The organism is Streptomyces sp. NPDC017448 (assembly GCF_044330565.1).
Taxonomy (GTDB): Bacteria; Actinomycetota; Actinomycetes; order Streptomycetales; family Streptomycetaceae; genus Streptomyces.
The window spans coordinates 1-26,383 of sequence record NZ_JBIRLM010000020.1; the positions used below are offsets into that span (position 1 = coordinate 1).

Consider the following 26,383-nt stretch of genomic DNA (forward strand, 5'->3'; position numbering starts at 1 on the left):
TCGAACTCGTCGACTACGGCGTCGTGGGCGACCTCTTCACCGTCGTCCCCCAGCTCACCGACGAGATCACCGCCCGCAAGGGCTGACCCACCCCCCGCACAACCCCCCGGCCCCGGGCCGCACGGTGAACCCCACCGCGCGGCCCGGAGCCGTATCGTCACCGGCGCGCTTCGCCGCCGGGCCGTTCTTCCGGCCCTACCGCCGCTCTTCGGCCGGCCCCGACGCGGGAGCCCGGCCGACCCGGTCCTCACCGTCCTGGGCCCTGAGGCCGAACGTGGTGAACGCCGTGCGGTCGGGCAGCGGATAGAACTCCTTGCCCGTCAGCGTGTTGACGATGACGGCGGACCGCCAGGCGGCCAGGCCCAGATCGGGAGCGCCGACGCCGTGCGTGTGCCGCTCGGCGTTCTGCACGAAGACGGAACCGGTGATCTCCGGTGCGAGGACGAGTCGTTGGGCCGCGTCGATCTGCGGCCGGCCGGCGTCGTCGCGGACGATGTACGGGTCAAGCGCGGCGAGCAGCGTGTCGACGGGGCGCTCCCGGTATCCGGTGGCGAGGACGACCGCGTCGGTGACGAGCCGGCCGCGCGTCCCCTGCTGGCCGTGCTCGACGTACAGCTCGGTGCGCCCCTCCGCCGTGGTCGTGGCGCCGGTGACCTCGATGCCGGGGGTGAGCGTCACGTCGGGCCAGCCGCCGCCGAGGCTGCGCCGGTACAGCTCGTCGTGGATCTCCCCGAGCGTCTCCCCGCTGACGCCCTTGTACAACTGCCACTGCCGGGGCAGCAGCCGGTCCCGGGTGGCCTGCGGGAGCCCGTGGAAGTAGCGGGTGTAGTCGGGGGTGAACTGCTCCAGCCCGATCTTGCTGTACTCCATGGGCGCGAAGGCGGGCGTACGGGCCAGCCAGGTCAGCCCCTCCGCCCCCTCCGGCCGGGAGCGGAGCAGGTCCAGCAGGACTTCGGCGCCGGACTGGCCCGAGCCGACCACGGTGATGTGGCGGGCGGCCAGCAGCCGGTCCCGCTGGGGGAGGTAGTCCGCGGAGTGCAGCACGAGGGCGGCCGGGTCCTCGACCCACGCCCTGAGCCGATCGGGCACATGGGGCGACGTACCGACGCCGAGCGCGAGGTTGCGGGTCCGGGCGAGCCCGGTCTCCGGCGTCTCCCCGTCCGGCCCCGGCCGGGTGAACTCCACGGAGAAGAGGCCCTGTTCCGCGTCCCAGGCCACGGTGTCCACCCGGTGGCCGAAGTGGACGGAGGGAAGCTCGGTGCTCGCCCACCGCAGGTAGTCGTCGAACTCCGAGCGGTGGATGTGGAAGCGCTCGGCGAAGTAGAAGGGGAACAGTCGGCGGCGGATCTTGACGTAATTGAGGTAGGACCAGGGGCTGGTGGGCTCGACCAGGGTCACCAGGTCGGCGAGGAAGGGCACTTGGAGTGTCGCCCCGTCGATGAGGAGCCCCGGGTGCCAGCGGAAGGCGGGCCGCTGCTCGTGGAAGGCGGTGCGCAGCCCCGGTACGCCGTCGGCCAGTGCGGCGAGCGAGAGGTTGAAGGGCCCTGCGCCCACCCCCAGCAGGTCGAGGGGCGGCGTGTGCGGTCGGGGTGTCATCGGGCTCCTCCCGCAGGGGACGCCGGGGCGGCGGGGCCCCGTCCCGGGCAGGCCGTACGCATCGTCGACGTCATGGCGACAGCCTTTCCGGCGCGGGGAGTTCGGCATCTTCGGCTGCCGGGGCTTCGCTCGGGCGGCGGTCCGCCGCGGCGGTGCCCGCGGCAGGTTCCGCCCGGTCCCCTCCCCCGGCGCGGTCCGCCGGAGCCCCGTTCCCCGCCCGTTCCGCAGGCGCCCCGGCCGCGGCACGGGCCGCCGCCTCCGTGACGAGGTCTAGGAGCGGCAGCAGATCGGCGGTCGCGGCGTCCGGGTGCAGGAGGGTGGCCTTCAGCCACAGCCGGCCGCGGCCGTCCCCGTCCTCCGCGACCGCGCGGCCGAGGACGGCGCGCCCCTCGGCGAGGAGGGTGCGGCGGACGGCGGCGACCACGGCGTCGCCCGCCTCGTCGGGCAGCGTGTCGGCCGCGGCGGGGCGGAACAGCACGGTGCTGATCCCGATCTCCCCGGGGCGGCGGCGCAGCGCGGGGTGTTCGTCGACGGCCCGGCCGAACGCGTGGGCCGTGCGGACGCAGTGCTCCACCAGCGCGGCGAGTCCCCGGCGTCCGAGCGCCCGGAACGTGACGGCCATCTTCAGGGCGTCGGGGCGTCGGGTGGTGCGGATCGAGCGGCCCAGCAGGTCCGGGAGTCCGGCCTCGGTGTCGTCGTCGGCGTTGAGGTAGCCGGTGCGCAGGGCCAGCGGCGCGAGCGTCGCCGTGTCCGCGACGGTCAGCACCCCGGCGGCGACCGGTTGCCAGCCGAGTTTGTGCAGGTCGAACGTTACGGAGTCGGCACGCTCCAGCCCCGCGAGTTGCGGGGCCAGCCGCGCGCTGAACAGCAGCGGCCCCCCGTACGCGGCGTCAACGTGGAACCGGGCGCCGTGCCGTCCGGCGATCCGGGCGATCTCCGCGAGCGGGTCGATGCGCCCCTCGTCGGTGGTGCCGGCGGTGGCGACGACCAGGAGCGGAGCTCCGGCCTGGCCGGCCAGACCGGTCAGGACATGGTCGAGGGCGGCCGGGTCCATCCGGCCGTCGCGGCAGGCGACGACGGCCGGGGCGGGCAGGCCGAGCATCCAGGCGGCGCGGTGGACGCTGTGGTGGGCGTTGGCGCCGGTCACCACCCGGAGGGCGCCGGGGGCCGCTCGTTCCCGGGCGAGGAGCAGCGCGACCAGGTTGGACTCGGTGCCGCCGCTGGTGATGAGCGCGTCCGGGGCGGGGGCGGCGGGGTGGACGAGCCGGGCCAGGGCGGCCGTGGTCAGCTCCTCGATCACCCCGGCCGCGGGCGCCTGGTCCCAGGAGTCCATGGAGGGGTTCAGGGCCGCCCCGGCCAGGTCCGCCGCGACGGCCACGGCCAGCGGCGGGCAGTGCAGATGGGCGACACAGGAGGGGTCGGCGGGGTCGGCGGCCCCTTCCGCGGCGGCACGGACCACGTCCGTGAGCGCGGCCTCGGCGCCGACGCCCTCCTCGGGCAGGACCGGGGCGCAGAGGGCGCGCGTGCGGCGGGCCACCGCCTCGGGCCCTCCGGCGGGCAACGGCCCGCCCCGGGCCGGGGCGGCGTCCTCCAGCGCGTCCAGGACGATCGCGGTGAGGGCCCGCAGCCGCTCCGGCCCGTGCGCCCCGCCCGCGACCCGGCCTCCCCGTACGCCTGCCGCGCCCGGGACCGACGGCGTACCGGCGCTCACACCCCACGCTCCGCGAAGGGCGCGCCGGGGAGCGGGGGCGGGACAGGCGGCATGGCGAAGACCTTCGGTCGTAGTGCGGGCGGGTCGTACCGCGGCGGGGTCCGCGCGCCCAGGGCGACACCGGAGGCGAAAGGACCTACCCCCGGGGTTGTGCCGGTTAGGCTAACCTAACTCCGAGGGTGCGGGCGACGGGTGGCCCACCGTGTCGCAGAGGCTACTTCGCTTACCGGGCAACCGAGTTGACGGGGCCGCCCTCCCCCGCCCGGCGGAACGCGGCCGGGGGCCCGGCGGTCCGGGCCGATGGACGAGCGGGGTGGGTGCCCGCCTCCCGCCCGTACGCCCGGACGGTGGGAGCGGCCGGGGCGGCACCTCTCCCGCCCGCCCGGACCGCACCGCACCGCACCGACCGTTCCCCGCCCGTTCGGCTGCCCGTCACGCGTTTCCTGACCTCCGGTCAGGTGGGCCGTCTCGACTGTGCGGTGACGGTGACCCAGATGTAACCGAATGGCGTAGGGAGTGCGGAACCACCGAGCGTCACAAGCCGTTCTCTTGCCACTACACGGCCGCCGACCCGCGGCAGGCCGATTCGAGGAAACGGACAACGCCCTATGAAGAAGACAGTCGGGTGGGCCCAGGACGGCGACGACTGGACGATCACCGTGAACGGCACGCAGTACCGTGCGGTCGAACGACCGGCCGACGGCCGGGTCCACGACTACCTGGTGCGTGGAGCGGATCTGACCGCCGAGTGCCCGAGCCTCGGGCACGGTCTCGGAGTCATCCGGGAGCACGAGTCCCGCCGCTGACCCGCCTCGGCCGGCCCGGCGGGCCCCTCCCGCTGAGCGCGGCCCCCGCCCCCGCCCCGGCCCTCCGGCCTCGACGGCGCGGTAGGGGCCGGTGAGGTGTGCGTCGAGGACGTCCCGCCGCAGCCGGGGCGGCGCTTCCCTCTCCGCGCCCCGCCCCCGCCCTCTCCCGGGGTGAGGAAGACATCCGCCCGGCGGAGGGGCTTCACCGCGGGCGGGGGCCGGAGGGTCGGAGGTGCGAGGCCGCCGGTCAGTCGCCGCAGCTCGCCCCGCATCCGCCGCCCCCGTCGGCCCACCGGCCACCGCCGGACCCGGACGCGCCCGTGCTCCGGCGGTCGTGCCGGGGTGGCGGCGGCGGGGGCGGGGCGAGCTGCGGATAGCGGCGGTGGAGTACGGCCGTACCGTGCAGGGCGATGCCCCGCGCGAACGCGTCGGCGTCGTCGGTGGTCTCGGAGCGGGAGACGGGATGCCGCTCGACGGCCTCCCGGACCAGCCGTTCCGAGGTCCTGACGGGCGGCGCGGTGAACGACACGGCCGCGACCGCGGCGGCCGTCGTGGCGAGGACCAGGGGGACCGGATCGCCGATCGGCACGATCGCGAGCACCGCGACGACCCCCGCCCCGGCCAGGACGCGGAGGGGGAGCAGCCCTCTCCGGAACCGCGCTCGCACCGGGGGCCCGTCGAGCAGGCCGTCCCGGCACAGCGCCTCGCGTATGCCTGCCAGCTCCGCCCGGACCGCGCGCGTATCGGCCAGCGCGCGGACCGACAGCCCCTGCTGGACGTGCCCCGGCCCGCGACGGGCCTGCCGGTGCGCCCGCACCTCGGCCCTCACCGAGCGGTCCAGCGGTTTCAGCCGCGCGTCGGGGACCGGCTCGCGGGCGACGACGGCGCCGTCCCTGACGGCGAGGCCGTTGAGCGTGAGGCCGCTCCCACCGGCCAGGAGCTCCCCGAGCACGAGCAGCCGTCCCACGCTCGCCGCCACCGCTCCCGCCCCGCCGCCCCGCAGGCAGGCCAGCTCGTAGACGTCGAGCTCCCGCTCGGGGACGGGCGGGTGCGCCACGGCGGACCGCGCACGCCACGCCGTCCACCCCGCCCACACCACCGCGACGCAGTACCCACCGAGGACGAGCCAAGGGACCATGGTTACGGAGAGGCCGGAACGGCTCGTTCGGTTCCCGGTTCCCGGCGGCCCTGCCGCCGAGCCCGTCCGGAAGCGGCGGACCGGGGATGATTCCCGCCGCGACGGGCGTTGTATCCGGTGGTGTCCGGCTCGTCCGTCGAGCCGGGGACCGGCAACGGACGACAGGAGCTGGAGGCGGCGCGGTGCACGGTGAGTACAAGGTTCCCGGCGGCAAGCTGGTCGTGGTGGACCTGGACGTGGAGGGCGGGGCGCTGCGGAACGTCCGCGTCGCCGGGGACTTCTTCCTCGAACCCGACGAGGCCATCCTCGCGATCGACGCGGCGTTGGAGGGTGCCCCCGCCACCACCGACACGGCCGGGCTCGCGGCCCGGATCGAGGCGGCGCTGCCCGACTCCACGGTGATGCTCGGCCTGAGCGCGGAGGGCGTCGCCGTCGCCGTGCGCCGGGCGCTCGCGCAGGCCACGGAGTGGAGCGACTACGACTGGCAGCTGATCCACGACGCCCCGCAGTCGCCCGCGCTGCACATGGCGCTCGACGAGGTCATCACCGCCGAGGTCGCGGCGGGGCTGCGGCCGCCGACCCTGCGGGTCTGGGAGTGGGACTCCCCCGCCGTGATCATCGGCAGCTTCCAGTCGCTGCGCAACGAGGTGGACCCGGCGGGCGTCGAGCGGCACGGCGTGAGCGTGGTACGCCGGATCTCCGGCGGCGGCGCGATGTTCGCGGAGCCCAGCTCCACCATCACCTACTCGCTGGCCGTCCCGCAGTCGCTGGTCTCCGGGCTGTCGTTCGCCGACAGTTACGCCTATCTGGACGACTGGGTCCTGGAAGCCCTCGCGGACATGGGGATCAAGGCCTGGTACCAGCCGCTCAACGACATCGCCACCGAGGTCGGCAAGATCGCCGGGGCGGCGCAGAAGCGGGTGGTGGGGCCGGACGGCGGGCCCGGCGCCGTCCTGCACCACGTGACGATGGCGTACGACATCGACGCCGACAAGATGCTGGAGGTGCTCCGCATCGGCAAGGAGAAGATGTCGGACAAGGGCACCCGGTCGGCGAAGAAGCGTGTCGATCCGCTGCGGCGGCAGACCGGACTGCCCCGCCAGGCCGTGATCGAGCGCATGATCGACTCGTTCCGGCGGCGGCACGGGCTGACGGACGGCGGCGTGACGCCCGCGGAGCTGGCGCGCGCCGAGGAGCTGGTACGGACGAAGTTCGCCGCACCGCAGTGGACGGCCCGGGTGCCGTAGGACCCGCCGGAGGCCGGGTCCGCGCGGCGGCTGCCCGGCATACTGGGACGCATGGACGAGGCAGCGGGCTCCGGACTGCGGGAACGGCTCGGGAGAAGCCTGTTCGCCCGGGTGGCGGGGCCTTCCGGGCCGGAGAACCGGGCCCGTATCCACGACACCCCCGGCCCCCGGTGGTTCGGCCCGGACCGGCCGGTGCGCCGGGTCCACGGGGACGCGTCCATGTTCGTCGGAGGGCTGCGGGCCCTGCTCCTCCAGTCGCTGCACCCCCTCGCCATGGCCGCCGTCGCGGGCCACTCGGGGTTCCGGGGCGATCCGTGGGGGCGGCTCCAGCGGACCAGCACGTTCCTGGCCGTCACCACCTTCGGCACGGCCGACCACGCGCGGGAGGCGGTGGACCGGGTACGGGCCGTGCACGAGGGGGTCCGCGGGTTCTCGTCCTCCGGCGAGCCGTACCACGCGGCCGACCCGCACCTGCTGTGCTGGGTGCACATCGCGGAGGTGGACAGCTTCCTGCGCGCCCATCAGCGGTACGGAGCACGGCCGTTGGACGGCGCGGGGTGCGACGGCTACATCCACGACATGGCGACGGTCGCCCGCGCGCTCGGCGTCCCCGACCCGCCGCACGACCGCGCGGAGCTGGCCGCCCGGATCGCCGCCTACCGGCCGGAGCTGCGCGCCACCCGTGAGGCGCTGGACGCCGCCCGCTTCATCCTGTTGCGCCCGCCGCTGCCCTGGCCGGCCCGTCCCCCGTACGCGGTGCTCGCCGCCAACGCCGTGTCCACGCTGCCGCCGTGGGCCAGGGCTCCGCTGCGGCTGCCCCGGGTGCCGGGGGTCGAGGAGATCTGCGTACGGCCCGCGGGGAAGGCCCTGACCAGGACGATCCGGTGGGCGATGGCCCGGCCGCCGACGTCTGCGGAGGGCTGAACGCCGGGGTCCGGATGCCGCGGCCCGGATGCCGGGGCCCGCCGCGGGCGGGACCATGGAGGGGACCGCACGCGGGGGACCCACGGCGGGAGGCCCCGATGGCCCGCAGCGCATCGACCGACGTCCTGGTGGTGGGCGCGGGCCCGGTCGGCCTGACGCTCGCCGGGGAGCTGCGGCGGGCGGGGGTGGCGTGCCGGATCGTGGACCGGCTCCCGGCCCGGCTGCCGTACGCCAGGGCGGTGGGGATCCAGCCGCGCACCCTGGAGCTCTTCGACCGCATGGGCCTGGTGCGGGAGGTGCTGGACGCGGCCGTCCCGATGCGCGGACAGCTGACGTACGTCGACGGGGTCGAGCGCGGGCGGGTGGAGTTGGTGCTGCCGCCGGAGGTGCCGTACGGCTTCGCGGCCCTGCCGCAGTACGAGACGGAACGCGTCCTGGAGGAGTTCCTCGGGCGTTACGGCACCGGGATCGAGCGCTCCACCGCGCTGGTGGCGTTCGCCCGGGACGCCGCCGGGGTGACCAGCCGGCTCACCACCGCGTCCGGGGCCGAGGAGGAGGTGCGGTCCCGGTACCTGGTGGGGTGCGACGGGGCGCACAGCACGGTCCGCAAGGGGCTCGGGCTCTCGTTCGAGGGCGGTGCGTTCCCCGAGGAGTACATGCTCGCCGATGTGGAGGTGGGCTGGGGGCTGCCGTCCGGGTACGGGGTGCGGTCGATGCGCCGGGGCGCGGACGGCGCGGTCGACGACCTGCTGGTCTGCGTCCCGCTGCCGGGGAGGGGGCGCTACCGGATGTCGATGCCGGTGCCGCCGGAGCTGTCCGCCGTGCGGCGGGCGGGGGCGGTCGGGCCGACGGGCGGCGACGGGGCGGCGCACGGGCTCGAAGGCGGCGCGGCCCCCGGCCTCGCCGACGTCCAGAGGGTGCTGGACCGGCTGGCGCCGGAGCCGGCCACCGCGTCCGCGCTGCGCTGGTCCTCGGTGTTCCGGATCAGCCACCGGCTGGTGGACCGGTACGGGGACGGCCGGGTCTTCGTCGCCGGGGACGCGGCGCACATCCACCCGCCGACCGGCGCCCAGGGCATGAACACCGGGGTCCAGGACGCCGCCAATCTGGCGTGGAAGCTCGCGCTGGCCGTCGCAGGCGCTGCGGGGCCGCGGGTGCTCGGGAGTTACGGCGCCGAGCGCCGCCCGGTCGGCAAGGAGGTCGTCGGGCGCACGGTCCGGCACGCCGCCGAAGGCGTCCAGGCCGACCCGGAGGACCGGGGGACGCTGCTGCTGCGCGAGGCCCAGCTGCTCGTCTCCTACCGGGACAGCCCGCTGGTCGCACCGCCGCCCCGGGACGACGGCGGCGGGCCCCGGCCGGGCGACCGGGCCCCGGACTGCGGCGGCCTCACCGGAGACGTCGCCGCCTACCCGCAACGGCTGTTCGACCTGATGCGCGGGCGGGGCCACGTGCTGCTCGGGTACGGGCGCCACCCGGTCGGCGACGCGCCCCGCGATCTCGCCGCCGCAGCGCGGGAGGCGAGCCGGGGCCGGGTCGCGACGCACTGGATCGTGCCCGCCGACGCCCCGGCCGAGGTGGCGGGGGTCCCTCATCACCACGACGGCCGGGGCGAGTTCGCGCGCGCGTACGGGGCCGGGGAGGGCGCGGCGTTCCTGGTGCGGCCCGACGGCCACCTGGCCGCCTGCCTCCGTCCTCCGGTCGTGGGCGCGTTGGCGGCGGCGCTGGGGCGGGTCTTCGAGCCGTGACGCCCGGCGCGGGGCCGCGGGGCGCGGGCCGCAGACCGCAGGCCGCGGGTTCCCGTCCGTCCGGTGCGCCGTGCCGTCCCGCGGGCCCGTCTCAGTCGACCGTGACGACCACGGAGTGCCGGCCGCTCGCCCCGTCCGGGACGGTCCCGGTGCGCTTCCCGGTCTGCGTCTCGCCCGTCCCGTCCGTGGCGCGGACGGTGAGGGTGTGGCTGCCGGGGGTCGCCTTCCACGGGTAGGACCACTGGCGCCAGGTGTCGACGGTGGCCCGGTCGGCCAGTTGCGCCGGCCGCCAGGGGCCGTCGTCCACCCGGATCTCGACCTTCTCGACCCCCCGGTGCTGGGCCCAGGCCACTCCGGCGACCATGACCGTGCCGGCCGCCGGGCGGGCGAAGGGCTTGGGGGTGTCGATGCGGGACTGGGTCTTGACCGGGGCCTCGCGCGCCCACGACCGCTTCACCCAGTACGCGTCGTAGCCCTCGAACGTGGTCAGCTCGATCTCCTCGATCCACTTGCAGGCCGAGACGTACCCGTACAACCCGGGGACCAGCATGCGGACCGGGAACCCGTGGACGAAGGGCAGCGGTTCGCCGTTCATGCCGAGGGCGAGCATCGCGTCGCGGCCGTCCATGACGTCCTCGACGGGGGTGCCGAGCGTCATGCCGTCCACCGAGCGGGCGATGATCTGGTCCGCCTTCCCGCCCCGGGACGGCGGCTTGACGCCCGCCTCCTTGAGCAGGTCCGCCAGGCGGACGCCGATCCACCGGGCGTGGCCGACGTAGGGGCCGCCGACCTCGTTGGAGACGCAGCACAGGGTGATCTCGCGTTCGATCAGGGGGCGGTCCAGCAGGTCCCGATAGGTGAACTCCAGGTCGCGGCGCACGCCCGTGCCGTGGACGCGCAGCCGCCAGGTGTTCGCGTCGACCTTGGGGACCACGAGCGCGGTGTCGACCCGGTAGAAGTCCTTGTTCGGCGTGGTGAACGGGCTGAGGCCCCGGACTCCGAGCCGCGCTCCGGCGGGGATCGGCTCGGCGGGCGAGGCCGGGGCGGGCAGCCGTACGGCGCCGCGGGAGGCGACGGCGTCCTGGGCGCCCCGCCCGTTGAGCGTCCGGCCGAGGGCCCCCGCCGCCGTGGAGGCGGCGGCCGCGGCGGTGGCGGCGACCAGGAACCCGCGCCGGTCCCAGCCGCTCTCCTCGTCCGGCGGCCCGGTGGCGGCCGTGCGCGGGGTGGTGAGCCTGCCGGTGAGGACGTACAGCAGGACGGCCCCGGCGACCGCGCCCACCAGCGACGGCAACCCGTCCGCGAAGCCCGTGGAGTCCGGGCGGCCGACGGCGGCGGCCGCGCCGACCGCGCCGAGGACCAGGACGGCGGTGGAGCCGGTACGCCGGTGGCGCAGGGCGAGCAGGCCGATGGCGACGGCGAGGAGGGCGAGCGTGGCGGCGATGCCGAGCTGGAGGACGGCCTTGTCGTTCTCCCCGAAGGTGCGGATCGCCCAGTCCTTCACCTGGACGGGCGTCCGGTCGACGGCCGCCCCGCCGACCGCCGTCAGGGGGCCCGCCTCGGGTCTGACGGCGGCCGAGGCGAGCTCGGCGACGGTCAGGGCGGCGAACCCCGCGAGGAGTCCGCTCAGGGCGGCGAGAGCGTTGCGGGTCAGGGCTGTCCGGTTGGTCCTCCGGGTCCTTATTGGCCGGGGGGGCCCCCCCGGGTTGCCCCCCCCCCGGGGGGCCCCGGGCCCGCCCCCCCCCCGGGGGGGGGGGGGGCGGGCGGGGGCGGGGGGGGTCGGTGGGGCGGACGCGTCCGCCCCACCTCACGTCAGGCGAGCGACGCGATCGCCTGGTTGAACGTGGCGGACGGACGCATGATCTCGGCGGCCTTGGCCGGGTCGGGCTGGTAGTAGCCGCCGATCTCGGCCGGGGAGCCCTGCACGGCGATCAGCTCGGCGACGATGGTCTCCTCCTGCTCGGCCAGCGTCTTGGCGAGCGGCGCGAACGCCTCGGCGAGCTTGGCGTCGTCGGTCTGCCGCGCCAGCTCCTGCGCCCAGTAGAGGGCGAGGTAGAAGTGGCTGCCGCGGTTGTCGATGCCGCCGAGGCGGCGGCTCGGGGACTTGTCCTCGTTGAGGAAGGTGCCCGTCGCCCGGTCCAGGGTGTCCGCGAGGACCTGGGCCCGCGCGTTGTCCGTGGTGGTGGCCAGGTGCTCGAAGCTGACCGCGAGGGCCAGGAACTCGCCCAGGCTGTCCCAGCGGAGGTAGTTCTCCTTGACGAGCTGCTGGACGTGCTTGGGGGCCGAGCCGCCCGCGCCGGTCTCGAAGAGGCCGCCGCCGTTCATCAGCGGGACGACGGAGAGCATCTTCGCGCTGGTGCCGAGCTCCAGGATCGGGAAGAGGTCGGTGAGGTAGTCGCGCAGCACGTTGCCGGTGACGGAGATGGTGTCCTCGCCGCGGCGGATGCGCTCCAGGGAGAAGGCGGTGGCCTCGACCGGGGACTTGACGGTGATGTCCAGACCGTCGGTGTCGTGGTCGGCGAGGTACGTCTGCACCTTGGCGATCAGGTTGGCGTCGTGCGCGCGGGTCTCGTCCAGCCAGAAGACGGCCGGGACGCCGGTGGCGCGGGCACGGGTGACGGCGAGCTTGACCCAGTCCTGGATCGGGGCGTCCTTGGTCTGGCACATCCGGAAGATGTCGCCGGCGCCGACGGCCTGCTCCAGCACGACCGCGCCGCTCGCGTCGACGACGCGCACGGTGCCGGTGGCGGGGATCTCGAAGGTCTTGTCGTGGCTGCCGTACTCCTCGGCCTTCTGCGCCATCAGACCGACGTTGGGCACCGAGCCCATGGTGGCCGGGTCGAAGGCGCCGTTGGCGCGGCAGTCGTCGATGACGACCTGGTAGACGCCGGCGTAGCTGCTGTCCGGGAGGACGGCGATGGTGTCGGCCTCGTTGCCGTCCGGGCCCCACATGTGGCCCGAGGTGCGGATCATGGCGGGCATGGAGGCGTCGACGATGACGTCGCTGGGGACGTGCAGGTTGGTGATGCCCTTGTCGGAGTCGACCATGGCGAGGGCCGGGCCCTCGGCCAGCTCGGCCTCGAAGGACGCCTGGATCTCGGCGCCGACGTCCGGCAGCGAGCCGAGGCCCTTGAGGATGCCGCCCAGGCCGTCGTTGGGGGTGAGGCCGGCGGCGGCGAGCTGGTCGCCGTACTTGGCGAAGGTGTTGGGGAAGAAGGCGCGGACCGCGTGGCCGAAGATGATCGGGTCGGAGACCTTCATCATGGTGGCCTTGAGGTGCAGGGAGAACAGCACGCCCTCGGCCTTGGCGCGGGCGACCTGCGCGGTGAAGAACTCGCGCAGCGCGGCGACGCGCATGACGGCCGCGTCGACGACCTCGCCCTTGAGGACGGGTACGGATTCGCGCAGCACGGTGGTGGCGCCGTCGTCGCCGTGCAGCTCGATGCGGAGGGTGCCGTCCTCGGCGATGACCGCGGACTTCTCGGTGGAGCGGAAGTCGTCGACGCCCATGGTGGCGACGTTCGTCTTCGAGTCGGCCGACCAGGCGCCCATGCGGTGCGGGTGGGCCTTGGCGTAGTTCTTGACGGAGGCGGGGGCGCGGCGGTCGGAGTTGCCCTCCCGCAGCACCGGGTTCACGGCGCTGCCCTTGACCTTGTCGTACCGGGCGCGGACGTCCTTGTCCTCGTCGGTCTGCGGGTCGTCCGGGTAGTCCGGGAGCGCGTAGCCCTGTCCCTGGAGCTCGGCGATGGCGGCTTTGAGCTGCGGGATCGACGCCGAGATGTTCGGCAGCTTGATGATGTTCGCGCCGGGCGTCCTGGCCAGCTCGCCCAGCTCGGCGAGTGCGTCATCGATACGCTGCTCGGCCTTGAGGTGCTCCGGGAAACTGGCGATGATCCGGCCCGCGAGGGAGATGTCACGGCGCTCGACCGTGACGCCTGCGGTCGAGGCGTACGCCTCGACGACGGGCAGGAACGAGTAGGTCGCCAGGGCAGGGGCCTCGTCGGTGTGCGTATAGATGATGGTCGAGTCAGTCACCGGGTGCTCCGCTCCACGTCTGCAACATTGCTTGACATCAAGATATCTCTTCGGCGTGCGGGGCTCCACAAGACCCCCGCACGGTTTCCCCCTCCGCGCGGGGCGCGGTGACGCATGGGTCACCGAGGGTTACGGGGCCGGGGGGCGGTGCTCGTACCAGCGCAGGTCGTCCTCCAGTTGGGCGGCGAGGGCGATCAGCCGCTCCTCGGCGCGGGAGGGGCCCAGCAGCTGGGCGCCGACGGGGAGGCCGGAGCGGGTGAAGCCGGCCGGGACGTTCACACCGGGCCAGCCGAGGACGTTCCACGGCCAGGCGTACGGGCAGGCCGCGGTCATCGCGAGGTCGGTGCGCCAGGCGCTCAGGCCGTCGAACCTGCCGATCCGCGGCGGCGGGGCGGCCGTGGTCGGGGTGAGGAGCACGTCGAATCCGGAGGCGTCGAAGAGGGCCCCGATACGGCGGTGCTGGCGCACCTCGCGGGCGCGGGCGGCCCGCACCGCCCGGCCGCCGAGCCGGGTGCCGGTCCGCAGGGCGCTGCGGGTGCGCGGGTCGAGGAGCGCCGGTTCGGGGTGGCGGGCGGCGAACTCGGCGATGCCCGCGGTGGCGCGCGGCACGAAGGCGAGGCCGATCAGCCCGTACCGGGGGCGGGCCTCCTCCACGTGGTGGCCGAGCCGGGCCAGGGTCTCGGCGAGCGCGGTGACCGCCCGGCGCACCTCGGGGTCGGGTTCCGCGCCGGTGAGGGTGAGCGGGGGCCGCCAGGCGAGGGCGATGCGCAGCCGGCCGGGCTCGCGGCGGGCGGCGTCGGCGGCGCGCACGGCGGGCGGGCGGTGGAGGTCGTCGGGGTGCGGCCCGGCGGCGGCGTCCAGCAGGAGCGCGGCGTCGGCGACCGTGCGGGCGAGGGGGCCGTTCACCGTGAGGCCCTGGAAGGAGTCGCTGTGCGGGTGGACCGAGATCCGCCCGCGCTGCGGTTTGATGCCGACGAGGTGGGTCCAGGCGGCGGGGATGCGGACGGAGCCGGCGCCGTCCGAGCCGAGGGCGGCCGGGACGAGGCCGGCGGCGACGGCGGCGGCCGACCCGCCGGAGGAGCCGCCCGGGGTGTGCGCGGTGTTCCACGGGTTGCGGGTGGCGCCGAAGCCGGGCCCCTCGGTGAAGGGCCACTGGCCCAGTTCGCAGGAGTTGGTCTTGCCGACGACGACGGCTCCGGCGGCGCGCAGCCGGCGGACCGCCTCGCTGTCGGCGGCGGCGGGGGGCCGCTCCCCGTCGCAGCCGAAGTGGGTGGGCAGGCCCGCCACGTCGGTGTCGTCCTTGACGGCGACCGGGACGCCGAGGAGCGGCAGCCGTACCCCCGCCGCGAGTCTGCGGTCGGCCTCGGCGGCCTCGGCCAGGGCCGCTTCGGCGCGCAGGTGGCGGAAGGCGTTGAGGGTGGGGCGGGTGGCCTCGGCGCGGGCGAGGGCGTCGGCCACCAGGGCGGTGGAGGTGGCGGTTCCCTCGGCGAGGAGACGGACGCTCTCCGCCAGTCCGGGGAGCGGCGGCGGGACGGCCCGGCCGGGAACGCGGCCGGGATTCCGTACGGCCGGGCCGGGCCGCCCGGTGGGCTCCGCTTCGGTGGGCTCCGCTGAGGACATGGGCGTGCCGCCTCCCTCGGGTCGCGGGGCCGTCCGGTCGTCCCGGCTGTGCGCCCACGTACTTACTGGAGGGTAACGAGAGGAGGCGGCGCGCTCAACCGTTGGGCACGCACCGGCCGTTGCGCATACGGCCGGTGGGCACGGTACGGCTCTACGAGGCGCTTACGGCTCCGGCGTCACGGACGGACGTGGATCTCGCCGATTCCGGTGCCGAGGCTTCCGCAGTGGGCGGTGGACTGGCCGGACTCCCCGGGCCGGAGCGTGACGCGGTCGCCGTCGACGTCCGGCGACCAGCCGCAGACGAGGTGGACCCAGAAGACCTGGGTCCGGCTGCCGTTGTTGCGGCAGAGGGCGAAGCCCGTGTAGTCGTCGATCGCGTGCTTGCCGGTGTCGCAGGAGAGGCCGGGCGGGATCGCGGCCGGGGCGGCGGCGGTCGCGGTGGTGACCGGGAGCGCCAGCGCGGCGGCGCTCACCACGGCGGCGAGCGCCTTCGGAGCGGACCGGGAGCGGTTCCCGGCGGCCGGTCCGCCCTTGCTCGTCGTCCCCGTGAACAGGTTCATGATGGTTCTCCCTCATGGTGCGTACGTCCGTGACCCCGGGCGGGATCACCGCAGCTCTGCCCGCGGGCCGGAACCGAAATCAGCGCCGAACCTCACCCTCCGTGAACGCGCCGGGCGGCGCCCCGGCGCGCGGCGCACGCTCGGGCAGGCAGGTCACCGGGGGTCGTAGCCCCTGACCGGGGCCTTTCCGAGGAGACGACGGGAGCGGGCGCCGAGGGACCGCGAGGGCCGCCGCGGGTGCGGCGGCCCGCGCTCTCACCGTGACGAGTGGCACGCTCGCGCGGGCTGACGACGGCACCGGCACGCCGAGCGCCCAGGAGAGCGTCGAACGCCCGCCCGACGCCCCACGGGAAAGAGGGGGGCTCAGGCTCCGAGGGCCGGGATGACCTCGGCCCCGTAGGCGTCGATGGTCGTCTCCCGCGCGTCGTGCATGCCGTACAGCGCGAACTGGTCGACGCCCATGTCCCGCAGCGCCCGCAGCTTCTCGATGTGCGCCTCGACGGGTCCGAGCAGGCAGAACCGGTCGACGATCTCGTCCGGGACGAACGCCGTGTCCGGATTGCCGGTGCGGCCGTGGTGGCTGTAGTCGTAGCCGGAGCGTCCGGCGATGTACGCGGTCAGCGCCTCGGGCACCAGGCCGGAGTGCTCGCCGTAGCGGGCGACCAGCTCCGCCACGTGGTTGCCGACCATCCCGCCGAACCAGCGGCACTGCTCCCGGGCGTGGCCGAGGTCGTCCCCGACGTAGGCGGGGGCGGCGACGCAGATCGTCACGGAGTCGGGGTTCCGTCCGGCGTCGGCCGCCGCCTTCCGTACCGCCTTGATCATCCACTCGGTCAGGAAGGGGTCCGCCAGCTGGAGGATGAAGCCGTCGGCCTTCTGCCCGGCGAGCGCCAGGGCCTTGGGACCGTACGCCGCCATCCACACCGGCAGCCGCCCGTCCTTCACCCAGGGGATCCGCACCGGCTGCCCGCCGACCGATGCCTCCCGGCCCTCCGCGAGGTCCCGGATGACGTCGATGGCCTCACCGAGGCGGGCCAGCGTGTTGGGCGGGCGGCCCGCGACGCGCATCGCGGAGTCGCCGCGCCCGATGCCGCAGACGGTGCGGTTGCCGTACATGTCGTTCAGCGTGGCGAAGGTGGAGGCGGTGACCTCCCAGGTGCGGGTGCCCGGGTTGGTGACCATCGGGCCCACGGTCATCTTCTCCGTGTGCTCCAGGATGCGGCTGTAGATGACGAACGGCTCCTGCCAGAGCACCGCCGAGTCGAAGGTCCAGCCGTAGCGGAACCCGTTGCGTTCGGCGCGGCGCATCAGGCCGACGACGGCCGAGGCGGGCGGGTCGGTCTGGAGGACGAGTCCGAAGTCCATGACGGGTCTCCTCTGTCCTGGGGCTCACGTGCGCGTCGGCGCCGTCTGCGGCCCGGCGTGCGCGCTGCCGGAATCCTTCCACAGCGGGGCGCGCCGGCCCGTCTCCCGCCACGCCCGGTCGCGCGTCGTGGGCGGGGGACCATCCTGGAGCACTTCCCGGGCCGGGGGAAGACCGCCGGGCGGGGCGGCCGCGCCCCGGCTCGCGCCCGGCGGGACCGCCCCCACCGGTCAGCCGGCGGCCGCGACGACGGTGTCGCCGGGCACCAGTCCGTGGCCGTCCGGCACCGCTGTGGCGTCCTGCCCGCAGGCCACCGGGGCGTTGGCGGAGTCCACGAACACCACGCTGGGACGGAAGCCGGCGGCCTCGTGGTCCTCCACCATCGCGTAGGCGATGAGGATGACGAGGTCCCCCGGGCTGATGAGCCGGGCCGCCGCGCCGTTGATGCCGATGACCCCCGAGTCGCGCGGCCCCTCGATCACATAGGTGGTGAGCCTCGCCCCGTTGTCGATGTCGACGATGTCCACCTTCTCCCCGGGCAGGAGGTTCGCCGCCTCCATGAGGTCGGCGCTGACGGTGACGGAGCCGACGTAGTGCAGTTCGGCCTGGGTCACCGTGGCCCGGTGGATCTTCGACTTCATCATGGACCTGAACATGGGGTGCGTTCCCTCACTCCTGTGGGTTCTCTACGGATGGGACGAGCGGCCGCGCGCGGCGGGGTACGGAGACGGGGTGCGGCCGGAGGGCTCCGGCCGCACGGGCCGGTCAGCCCGCCACGCACCACTCCAGTACGGCGGCGGCGCTGTGCATCTTGTTCTCGGCCTGGTCGAAGGCGACGCTCGCCGGGCCGTCCAGGACCGCCGCCGCCACCTCCTCGCCCCGGTGCGCCGGCAGGTCGTGCAGGAACCGGGCGCCCGGGTGGCGGGACATCAGCGCCTCGTCCACCCGGTACGGCTCGAACACGTCCCGCCAGTGGGGGTCGGCCTTGCTGGTGCCGGTCGTCTGCCACCGGGTCGTGTAGACGAAGTCGGCGGCGGGCGCCTCGGCGAGGTCGTGCGTGCAGGCGAAGGCGGAGCCGGACGCCCGGGCGTACCCGGCGGCGAGCTTCCGCGTCTCCTCGGGGAGGCCGTAACCGGGGGGCGTGACCACGGTGAGGGCGGTGTCCTTGAACCGGGTGAGCGCCAGGGCGAGGGCGATCGCGGAGTTGTTGCCCTCGCCGACGTAGAGGACCCGGGCGCCGTCGACCCGCCCCGCCAGCCGCTGGACGGTGGTCAGGTCCGCCAGGGCCTGGGTGGGGTGCTCGCCCTCGCTCATCGCGTTGACGACGGCCATGCGGTCCTGTGCCGCGTAGGCGGCGATCTCCCGGTCCGGGCCCGCCGTGCGGACGACGAAGCCGTCCAGCATCCGCGACAGCACCCGGCCGGTGTCCTCCGTGGTCTCGCCGGTGTTCTCCTGGAGGTCCGCCGGGCCGTAGGCGATGACGTCCGCGCCGAGCCGCAGCGCGGCCGCCGAGAACGCCGTACGGGTCCGGGTGGACGTCTTCTTGAAGTACGTGCCGATCACCCGGCCCGTCAGCGGTTTCGGGTACGGGTCGCCCGCCGCCGAGGCCGCGGCGTAGCCGCTCGCCCTCTCCACCAGGCGGAACAGCTCCTCGTCGGTCACCGCTGTGAGCGACAGCAGATGACGTCGCTGCTGGGGCATGGGATTCTCCATCTCCTCGGTCGGGCTGGTCGGTTGGACGGGCGCCGTCCGGCACGGCCGCCGCCCGGGGCGGGGCCGTGCCGGACCCGCCTCAGGGGCGGTGGCGGTTCAGGAAGCGGCGGACCTCTTCCTTTCCGGTCTCCGGGCAGCGCAGCCCCAGGGCCGCGAGTCGCCGTTCGGTGTACGGGGCCCGGTGGTCGCGCTGGAGCACCGGGCGGGTCGGGTCGTAGTCCATGTTCGGGAAGAGCGGGAGGAGCTTCTTCAGCTCGCCGCCGCCGGGCAGTTCGGCGGCGGAGACGATCCTGGCCCGCCAGGTGAGGTAGGGCAGGGACTCCACGGGGCTGCCGGTGTGCTCGGACAGCCACTGGGCCATGTCGGCCCAGCGCGCGGGACGGCCGGAGATGATGTGGAACACCTCGGCCTCCCCGCTCGCCGCTCCGGCGGCCGCCCGCTGCTCCGCGTCGCGCCCCAGGGCGACGATCGCGGCGGCGGCGTGGTCCACCGGCGTCAGGTCGAGCTCCAGCTCGGCGATGGGGATCGCGCCGATGTGGGTGCAGGCGTCGATGGTCCGGCACACCACGTCCTCGGGGTTGGCGGCGCCGGTCCGGGTGTGCCAGGAGATCGTGCCCAGCCGGTGGACCGTGGCCGGCAGCCCCCGTCCGGCTGCCTGCCGTACCAGCGCGTCGGCCGCCCACTTGCTCTGCGAGTAGCCGTCCGTGATGCCGTCCAGGTCGTCGGTGGGGGTCTCCTCGGTGACCGTGCCGAGTTCGCCCTGTGCCACCGAGAACACCGACATGGTCGACACGTGGTGGAACGGGGTGCGGTGGCGTGCGGCGAGGCCGAGGAGTTCGCGGGTGCCGAGCACGTTGGCCGCCCGCAGCGCCGCGTACGGGTACACGGCGTTGACGGCCGCCCCGTTGTGGTAGATCGCGGCCACTCCCTCGCCGAGCGCGTCGAACGCCTCGGCGGTGAGCCCGAACCGCGGCCGTGCCAGGTCGCCGGGGACCGCCTCGACGCGTTCCGCGACCTCCGCGTCGGGCACCCCGAGCCGTTCCATCGCGGCCCTGATCCGCCGCACGCCCTCGGCCCCGTCCCCGGCGCGGACCAGGCAGCGCACCGTGCCCCGGGTGCGGTCCAGCAGCTCCCGCAGCAGGAAGACGCCGACGAATCCGGTCGCCCCCGTCAGCAGGACCGGTGCGTCCGGACCCACCGGGGCGGGTTCCGCCGCCACGGTGAACTCCGGGTCCAGGACGGCGTCCGCGCGTACCGCGTCGCGGATGTCCTCCACCTCGCCGCCCCGGAGCCGGACGGCCAGCCGGGCCGGCGTGGGGTGCTCCAGCACGTCCCGCAGCTCCAGTTCGAGGCCGCGCGCCGACGCCTCCGCCACGACGCGCAGGCTGGTCATCGAATCCCCGCCCAGCTCGTAGAAGTCGTCGTCGCGGCCGACCCGGTCCAGACCGAACACCTTGATCCAGATGTCCACGAGGCGCGCCTCGGCCGGGTTGCGGGGCCGCTCGTACGGGACGGCCAGCTCGGGCCGGGACTGCGGGGCCGGCAGCCTGCGGTGGTCGGTCTTCCCGCCGAGGGTGACGGGCAGCGCGTCCAGGAGCAGGACCGCCGAGGGCACCAGATAGCCGGGGAGCCGCTCCGCGAGGTACCGGCGCAGTTCGCCCGGCCCTGCCTCGGCCCCTTCCGCGACCACCGCGTACCCGGTGAGCCGCCGGTCGCCCGGTACGTCCTCCCGGGCGACGACCACCGCGTCCGCGACGTCGGGGTGGGTCCGCAGGACGGTCTCCACCTCACCGGGTTCGATGCGGTGGCCGGCGATCTTGAGCTGCCGGTCCGCCCGGCCCAGGAACTCCAGTTGGCCGTCCTCGCGGCGGCGCACCAGGTCGCCCGTGCGGTACAGCCGCCCCCCTTCGGCGGAGAACGGGTCGGGGACGAAGCTCGTGGCCGTGAGGTCGGGCCGTCCCAGGTAGCCCCGGGCCAGTCCCGCGCCGCCGAGGAAGAGTTCGCCGACGACGCCGCGGGCCACCGGGTTGCCGAACCGGTCCAGCACATGGGTCCGGGTGGCGTCGACGGGTTCGCCGATGGGCGCCCGGGGCGCGTCGGGGGCGAGGCCGGTGACGTCGGCGACCACGCAGCCCACCACGGTCTCGGTGGGCCCGTACTCGTTGACGAGCACCGCGTCCGGCGCCAGCCGCCGCCAGTCCCCGACGGTGTCCGGCCGCAGTTCCTCGCCGCCGATCACGAAGACGCCCACGGAGTCGATCGGGCCGCCGTCGTCGAGCCGTGCCTTGAGGAGTTCCAGGTGGGCGGGGGTGATCTTGACGAGGTCGAAGCGGACCGGCCCCTCCGCTCCCCCGCCCCGCAGCAGCTCCGCCAGCGCGTCGACGGGCCGTTCGCCGGGCAGCAGCCGTACCGCGGCCCCGGCGGTGAGCGGCACCAGCAGGTTGGTCACGGCGAGGTCGAAGGCGACCGAGCCGAGCAGGGGCACCGTGCCGCCCGGAGCCACCCGGTAGTGGCGGACCGCCCAGTCGAGGTAGTTCGCCAGGCCCCGGCGGGTGATCATCACGCCCTTGGGCACGCCGGTCGAGCCGGAGGTGTAGATGGTGTACGCGAGCCCGTCCGGGCCGGGCCCGGGGGTCGTGGCCGGGCCGGGGCGGGCTGCCCCGGGCGGTTCCGTGCCGGTGGGCTCCGCGTCCACGAGCACGGTGCGGGCGGCCAGGTCGGGGCCGAGCGCGGAGGCCAGCGAGCGCTCGGTGAGGACCAGCGCGGCCCGGCTGTCGGCGAGCACGTGGTTCCGGCGGTCGGCGGGGTGCTCCGGGTCCAGCGGTACGTACGCGCCGCCGGCCCGCAGGACCGCCAGGAGCGCGACGATCAGCTCCACCCGGTGCGTCAGCAGCACCGCGACCGTCACGTCGGGGCCGACGCCCCGGCCGCGCAGCAGCGCGGCCAGCCGGTCCACCCGTCCGTCCAGCTCGGCGTAGCTCACGGCGGTGCCGTCGGCGGTGGTCACGGCGGTCCTGCCGGGGGCGGTCCGGGCGTGCTCGGCGACCCGGTCGGCCGGGGTGGGCGCCGAGGCGGACCGCTCGTGCCCCGCGCCGCCCGCGGCCCGGGAGGCCGTGGGCGTCCCCTGCTCGTCGGGGGCGAGGAAGGCGCCGCGCGGATCGCCGTCCGGGTCGGCGGCCATCGCCTCCAGGACCCGGCGGTAGGTGTCGGCGAGGCGCTCGGCGTACGGCCGGTCCAGCACCCCGGGGCTGGTGGTCAGGATGAGATGGCCGCCGAGCGAGGTGACCGCCAGCGGGAACTCGTTGGGGCTCTCGTCGATGCTGTCCCCGAAGTCGACCAGCTCGGTGTCGACCATGTGGAAGTCGAGGTAGTTGAAGAACACGTCGATCAGCCGGCCGCCGCCCGCGCCCTGTCCCCGCCGCATCGAGGAGAGCGGGTACCTGCGGTAGGACCACACCTCCGACTCCCGGGCGTACACGTCGGACACCAGCTCGCGCCAGGTCGTCGCGGTGAGCCGGAAGGGGAACGGGACGGTGTTGAGGAACATGCCGAACAGCCGGTCCGCGCCAGGCACTTCGGGACGGGTGTCGCAGACGAGGCCGGAGTGGAAGGACCGCTCCTCCGTGAGGGTGCTCATCACCTTGAGGTGAGCGGCGTGCAGGACGCTCTTCAGCGACACCCCCGCCCGGCGGGCCAGCCCGCGCAGCCCCTCCGAGAGGTCGGCCACCGGCACCCACACCTGGTACGGGACGGACGCGTCGGCGCGGTCGCCGGGCGCCGCCCAGCTCTCGGGCAGCCGCAGCCTCTCGTACTCCTCCAGCACCCCGTGCCAGTAGTCCTGGTGCTCCACCGAGCGCAGCGTGCGGCGCTCCAGGGCGATGCAGTCGGCGTACCGCGTGGCGGGGACCGTGGAGGCGGGCAGCGGGGCGCGGTCGCGGAACGCGCGGTAGAGGTGGAGCAGTTCCATCAGCAGGGAGTGGTAGCTCCATCCTTCGAGGACGGCGTGGCACTCGGTGATCGACAGCCGCCAGCCGTCGTCGTGCAGGTGCACCCCCAGCCGCAGCAGCGGCGGTTTCGCGAGGTCGAAGACCTCGCGCCGCTCGTCGGCGATGTAGGCGCGCACGCGGCGTTCCTGCTCGTCGGCGGCGAGGCCCCGCAGATCGGCGACCGCCAGCGGCAGCGTGGCCTCCGCGTGCACCGTCTGGAGGGGCTGGGCGTACGCGGTGGGGTGCAGGGCGGTGCGCAGGACCTCGTGGCGGGCGGTCAGTTCGGCGGCGGCCGAGCGCATCGCGTCCGCGTCGAAGGGCTCGCCGTCCCGGATGCTGAACGAGGTGATGTTGTGGTAGTTGCTCAGGCTGCTGGCGAGCATCTCGATGACCATGCCCACCTGCACCTGGGACATGGGGTAGGCGTCGACCAGTCCGGCGGGCAGCCGTTCGACGTCCACCGGGTCCAGCAGGGAGAACGGTTCGACGCTCGGCAGGGGCTCGGCGGCGCCGGTCCGGCCGGAGAGCGCCTCGGCCAGTCCGGCGACCGTGCGGTGCTCGAACAGGTCGCGCACGGCGACGTCCAGGCCCTCGGCGCGCAGGGCTCCGACGACGGCGACGGCGCGCAGCGAGTCGCCGCCCGCCTCGAAGAAGTTGTCGTGCACGCCCACCCGTTCGAGGCCGAGCACGTCCCGCCACACGGCGGCGATCCGCTGCTCGCCGGGGGTGCGCGGGGGCTCGTGGTGGCCGGCCGGGACGGGCGCGGCCGCGCCGGGGTCGGGCAGCGCGGCGGGGTCGAGCTTGCCGTTGGCCGTCAGCGGGACGGTGGGGATCTCCACGTAGAGGTCGGGCACGAGGTGGCTCGGCAGCCGGCCGGCCAGCCAGGCCCTGATCGCGGCGCGGTCGATGCCGCCGGACTCCTCGGCCGCGGCGCCGGGCTCCTCGGCGGTGGGTTCCTCGGCGGCGGGCTCCTCGGCGGTGGGTTCTTCGGTGGCGGGTTCTTCGGTGGCGGTGGACCGCTCCGGGACGAGGTAGGCCGCCAGGCGCACCGTGCCGTCGTGGCCGGTGGTGGGCAGGACCACGGCGGTGCGGACGGCGGGGTGGGCGGCCAGCGCCGCCTCGATCTCGCCGGGTTCGATCCGGAACCCGCGGATCTTCACCTGCTTGTCGGCCCTGCCGATGACGTCGAGCACGCCCTCCGGGCTCCACCGGGCGAGGTCCCCGCTGCGGTACATCCGGGCGCCGGGCGGTCCGAACGGGTCGGGGACGAAGCGTTCGGCGGTGAGGTCGGGGCGGCCGAGGTAGCCGCGGGCGAGTCCGGGTCCGCCGATGTGCAGTTCGCCGACGGCTCCCGCCGGGGCGGGCGCGCCGTCCCGGTCGAGCAGGTAGACGCGCAGGTCGGACAGGCCGCGTCCGACCGTGCTCGGCGCGCCGGGGACCATCTCGCCGGGGAGGATGCGGTGGTGGGTGGCGTGCACGGTGATCTCGGTGATCCCGTACATGTTGATCAGCTCGGGCCCGGCGTCCCCGACCGCCGCGTACCACGGCAGGAGTTCGGCGGGCTCCAGCCGCTCGCCCGCGAAGACCACCGAGCGCAGCCGCAGGGCGCGCAGCCGCGCGTCGTCGGGCCCCACGGCGGCGAGCAGGGTGCGGAACGCGGAGGGGGTCTGGTTCAGGACGGTGACCCCTTCCGCCGCCATCAGGTCGATGAACTCCTCCGGGGAGCGCGTCACTTCGTACGACGGCACGACGAGCGTGCCGCCGTGGCCGAGCGCGCCCCACAGCTCCCAGACCGACACGTCGAAGGCGTAGGAGTGGAACAGCGGCCAGACGTCGGCGGGGCCGAAATCGAAGTGCTCGCGGCCGGCGGCGAAGAGACGGAGCACGTTCCCGTGGGTCATGCACACGCCCTTGGGGCGTCCGGTGGAGCCCGAGGTGTGGATGACGTACATCAGGTTGTCGCGGGTGGTGAGGGGGGCGGGGTCGGTGGCGGGGGCGGCGGCGATCAGGGCCTCGTCCGCCTCCCGGCCGAGCACGACCCGCCCGCCCCGGTAGGCGTCGGTGAAGACGCCGGCCCGCTCGTCCTCGGCGATCACCAGGCGCAGTCCGGTGTCGGCGAGGATCTGGGCGAGCCTCGGCGCCGGGTAGGAGGGGTCGAGCGGCACGTACGCTCCGCCCGCCTTCACCACGGCCAGCAGGCCGACCACCAGGTCGAGACCGCGCGGCAGGCTGACGGCGACCAGGTCGTCGGGGCCGACGCCCCGGTCGCGCAGGACGTGGGCGAGGCGGTTGGCGCGGGCGTTCAGCTCCCCGTACGTCAGGGACGCGCCCTCGAAGGAGAGCGCCCGGGCGTCGGGGGCCGCCTGGGCGTGGGCCTCGAACGCCTGGTGCATGCCGGTGAGTCCGGCCAGCCGCGGGTCCTCGGCCAGGACCCGGTCCGGGGCGGTCCCGCCCGCCCAGTCGGTCAGGACCCTTCGCCGTTCCTGGGGGGAGAGCAGCCCGGCCTCGGAGACCGGGCGGCCGGGGGCGGCCAGCAGCTCCGCCAGGACCCGGTGGTACTGCTCGGCGAGACGTTCGGCTGAGGCGGCGTCGAACAGGGCGGTGGCGTATTCGAGGAAGCCGCCGATCCGGCCGTCCGGCGCTTCGCCCAGCTGCAGGTTGAGGTCGAACTTGGCGGTGGTCCAGGCGACTTCGGCCGGTTCGACGGTGAGACCCGGCAGCTCGGGGCCGGCGTCGGCCGTGCCGCCCTGGAGGCCGAACATGATGGTGAACAGGGGGGTTCGGGACATGTCGCGCTCGGGGGCGAGCTCCTCGACCAGCTGCTCGAACGGCAGGTCCTGGTGGGCCAGGGCCTGTTCGACGGCGCGTTTGCCGGTGGCGAGCAGGTCGAGGAAGGAGGGGTCGCCCCGCCAGCGGTTGCGCAGCACCACCGTGTTGACCAGGAAGCCGACCAGGCCGCCGAGTTCGGTCCGCTCGCGTCCGGCGACCGGGGCGCCCACCGCGATGTCCCGCTGTCCGGTGCGGCGGGCGAGCAGCACCTGGAAGGCGGTCAGCAGCACGGTGAAGGCCGTGGTGTCCTGCTCGCGGGCGAGCAGCCGTACCCGGTCCGCCAGTTCGGCGGGCAGGGCGAAGCGGACGGTGGCGCCGGCGGAGTCCCTGACCTGGGGCCGGGGCCGGTCGGTGGGCAGCTCCACCGGTACCAGGCCGGCCAGTTCGGTACGCCAGTGGTCGAGTTGGGCGGCGATGCCGGGCCCGGAGAGCCGTTCGCGCTGCCAGGCGGCGAAGTCCGCGTACTGGAGCGGCGGTTCGCCGGCGGGCGGGGCGGAATCGGCGGTGGCGGAGCCGGTGCGGCGCCGGTAGGCCGTGACCAGCCGGTCGGTGAGCAGCCCCAGGGACCAGCCGTCGCAGGCGATGTGGTGGACGACCAGTACCAGCAGGTGGTCGGTCGCGGTGATCCGGGCCAGCCTCAGCCGGGCGGGCAGGTCGGTGTCGAGCCGGAAGGCGGTGCGGGCCTGCTCGTCGGCGTACTCCAGGGCGAGCTTCTCCCGCTCGCCCCCGGGCCGGTCCAGGAAGTCGGCGACGGCGAAGTCCGCCTCGGAGGGGTCCCCGATCAGCTGGGCCGGTTCGCCGTCGGCGAGGTCGTAGCGGGTGCGCAGGATCTCGTGCGCCGCGACGACCTCGTACCAGGCGTCCCGGAGCGCGTCGGCGTCCAGCGGGCCGCGCACCCGCACCGCCCACGGCACCAGGTACTCGGGGCTGCCCGGCGAGAGCCGGTCCAGGAACCAGAGCCGCTGCTGGCCGAAGGAGAGCGGCAGCGGGCGCTGCCGGTCGGCGCGCGGGATCGTGCCGCGGCGGCTGCGGCCCGCGTGCCGGCCGGCCAGCCTCTTGGCGAGGATCTCGGCCCTGAGCTCTGCCGCGTCCCGCGCACCCTGGTTCCCCATC

15 protein-coding genes are annotated in these 26,383 nt (G+C 75.1%); 4 read left to right on the top strand and 11 right to left on the bottom strand.

Translation table 11 applies throughout. The features are described 5' to 3' along the window. Window positions 1–195 precede the first annotated feature (195 nt). Together ACH4K1_RS26775 and ACH4K1_RS26780 are read right to left on the bottom strand one after the other, a co-directional pair. The gene (locus ACH4K1_RS26775; protein ID WP_398092123.1) at window positions 196–1,596 is read right to left on the bottom strand and encodes a lysine N(6)-hydroxylase/L-ornithine N(5)-oxygenase family protein; all 1,401 of its coding nucleotides are present in this window, start codon (window positions 1,594–1,596) and stop codon (window positions 196–198) included. Window positions 1,597–1,666: 70 nt separating this feature from the next. After that, window positions 1,667–3,307 carry a pyridoxal phosphate-dependent decarboxylase family protein gene (locus ACH4K1_RS26780; protein ID WP_398092125.1) on the bottom strand — a complete coding sequence of 547 codons (1,641 nt, stop codon included), beginning with the start codon at window positions 3,305–3,307 and terminating at the stop codon, window positions 1,667–1,669. A gap of 608 nt (window positions 3,308–3,915) precedes the next feature. Between ACH4K1_RS26780 and ACH4K1_RS26785 the strand changes: the two genes are divergently transcribed. Then, window positions 3,916–4,113 carry a hypothetical protein gene (locus ACH4K1_RS26785; RefSeq protein ID WP_073766784.1) on the top strand — a complete coding sequence of 66 codons (198 nt, stop codon included), beginning with the start codon at window positions 3,916–3,918 and terminating at the stop codon, window positions 4,111–4,113. A gap of 247 nt (window positions 4,114–4,360) precedes the next feature. Here the strand turns inward: ACH4K1_RS26785 and ACH4K1_RS26790 are convergent, their stop codons facing one another. After that, window positions 4,361–5,251: a TIGR04222 domain-containing membrane protein gene (locus ACH4K1_RS26790; RefSeq protein WP_398092126.1), complete on the bottom strand. Its 891-nt coding sequence runs from the start codon at window positions 5,249–5,251 to the stop codon at window positions 4,361–4,363. Between the two features lie 182 nt (window positions 5,252–5,433). On the opposite strand from ACH4K1_RS26790, the gene ACH4K1_RS26795 reads away from it, so the two are divergent. From ACH4K1_RS26795 to ACH4K1_RS26805, 3 genes are all read left to right on the top strand, one after another. Next, the gene (locus tag ACH4K1_RS26795; RefSeq protein WP_398092128.1) at window positions 5,434–6,498 is read left to right on the top strand and encodes a biotin/lipoate A/B protein ligase family protein; all 1,065 of its coding nucleotides are present in this window, start codon (window positions 5,434–5,436) and stop codon (window positions 6,496–6,498) included. Between the two features lie 51 nt (window positions 6,499–6,549). After that, window positions 6,550–7,422 carry an oxygenase MpaB family protein gene (locus ACH4K1_RS26800; RefSeq protein WP_398092129.1) on the top strand — a complete coding sequence of 291 codons (873 nt, stop codon included), beginning with the start codon at window positions 6,550–6,552 and terminating at the stop codon, window positions 7,420–7,422. Window positions 7,423–7,520: 98 nt separating this feature from the next. Next, window positions 7,521–9,167 carry an FAD-dependent monooxygenase gene (locus tag ACH4K1_RS26805; RefSeq protein WP_398092131.1) on the top strand — a complete coding sequence of 549 codons (1,647 nt, stop codon included), beginning with the start codon at window positions 7,521–7,523 and terminating at the stop codon, window positions 9,165–9,167. 91 nt (window positions 9,168–9,258) lie between these two features. Here the strand turns inward: ACH4K1_RS26805 and ACH4K1_RS26810 are convergent, their stop codons facing one another. From ACH4K1_RS26810 to ACH4K1_RS26845, 8 genes are all read right to left on the bottom strand, one after another. After that, on the bottom strand, window positions 9,259–10,848 hold the full coding sequence (locus ACH4K1_RS26810) for a molybdopterin-dependent oxidoreductase (RefSeq protein WP_398092222.1): 1,590 nt from the start codon (window positions 10,846–10,848) through the stop codon (window positions 9,259–9,261). A 128-nt stretch (window positions 10,849–10,976) separates the two neighbouring features. Then, a complete protein-coding gene (locus ACH4K1_RS26815; protein ID WP_398092133.1) occupies window positions 10,977–13,199 on the bottom strand; it encodes an NADP-dependent isocitrate dehydrogenase in 2,223 nt (740 codons plus the stop codon). Between the two features lie 129 nt (window positions 13,200–13,328). Next, window positions 13,329–14,819 carry an amidase gene (locus ACH4K1_RS26820; protein ID WP_398092135.1) on the bottom strand — a complete coding sequence of 497 codons (1,491 nt, stop codon included), beginning with the start codon at window positions 14,817–14,819 and terminating at the stop codon, window positions 13,329–13,331. Window positions 14,820–14,995: 176 nt separating this feature from the next. Continuing rightward, complete coding sequence (locus ACH4K1_RS26825; protein ID WP_398092136.1) at window positions 14,996–15,379, bottom strand: hypothetical protein; 384 nt, start codon at window positions 15,377–15,379, stop codon at window positions 14,996–14,998. A gap of 363 nt (window positions 15,380–15,742) precedes the next feature. Beyond that, window positions 15,743–16,744 (bottom strand): TIGR03842 family LLM class F420-dependent oxidoreductase, encoded by a 1,002-nt coding sequence (locus tag ACH4K1_RS26830; protein WP_398092137.1) that lies wholly within the window; start codon window positions 16,742–16,744, stop codon window positions 15,743–15,745. Between the two features lie 228 nt (window positions 16,745–16,972). Then, on the bottom strand, window positions 16,973–17,398 hold the full coding sequence (gene panD / locus ACH4K1_RS26835; protein WP_398092139.1) for an aspartate 1-decarboxylase: 426 nt from the start codon (window positions 17,396–17,398) through the stop codon (window positions 16,973–16,975). Window positions 17,399–17,507: 109 nt separating this feature from the next. Then, the gene (locus ACH4K1_RS26840) at window positions 17,508–18,443 is read right to left on the bottom strand and encodes an ornithine carbamoyltransferase (protein WP_398092141.1); all 936 of its coding nucleotides are present in this window, start codon (window positions 18,441–18,443) and stop codon (window positions 17,508–17,510) included. A gap of 91 nt (window positions 18,444–18,534) precedes the next feature. Then, window positions 18,535–26,382 carry an amino acid adenylation domain-containing protein gene (locus tag ACH4K1_RS26845; protein WP_398092143.1) on the bottom strand — a complete coding sequence of 2,616 codons (7,848 nt, stop codon included), beginning with the start codon at window positions 26,380–26,382 and terminating at the stop codon, window positions 18,535–18,537. Window position 26,383 lies beyond the last annotated feature (1 nt).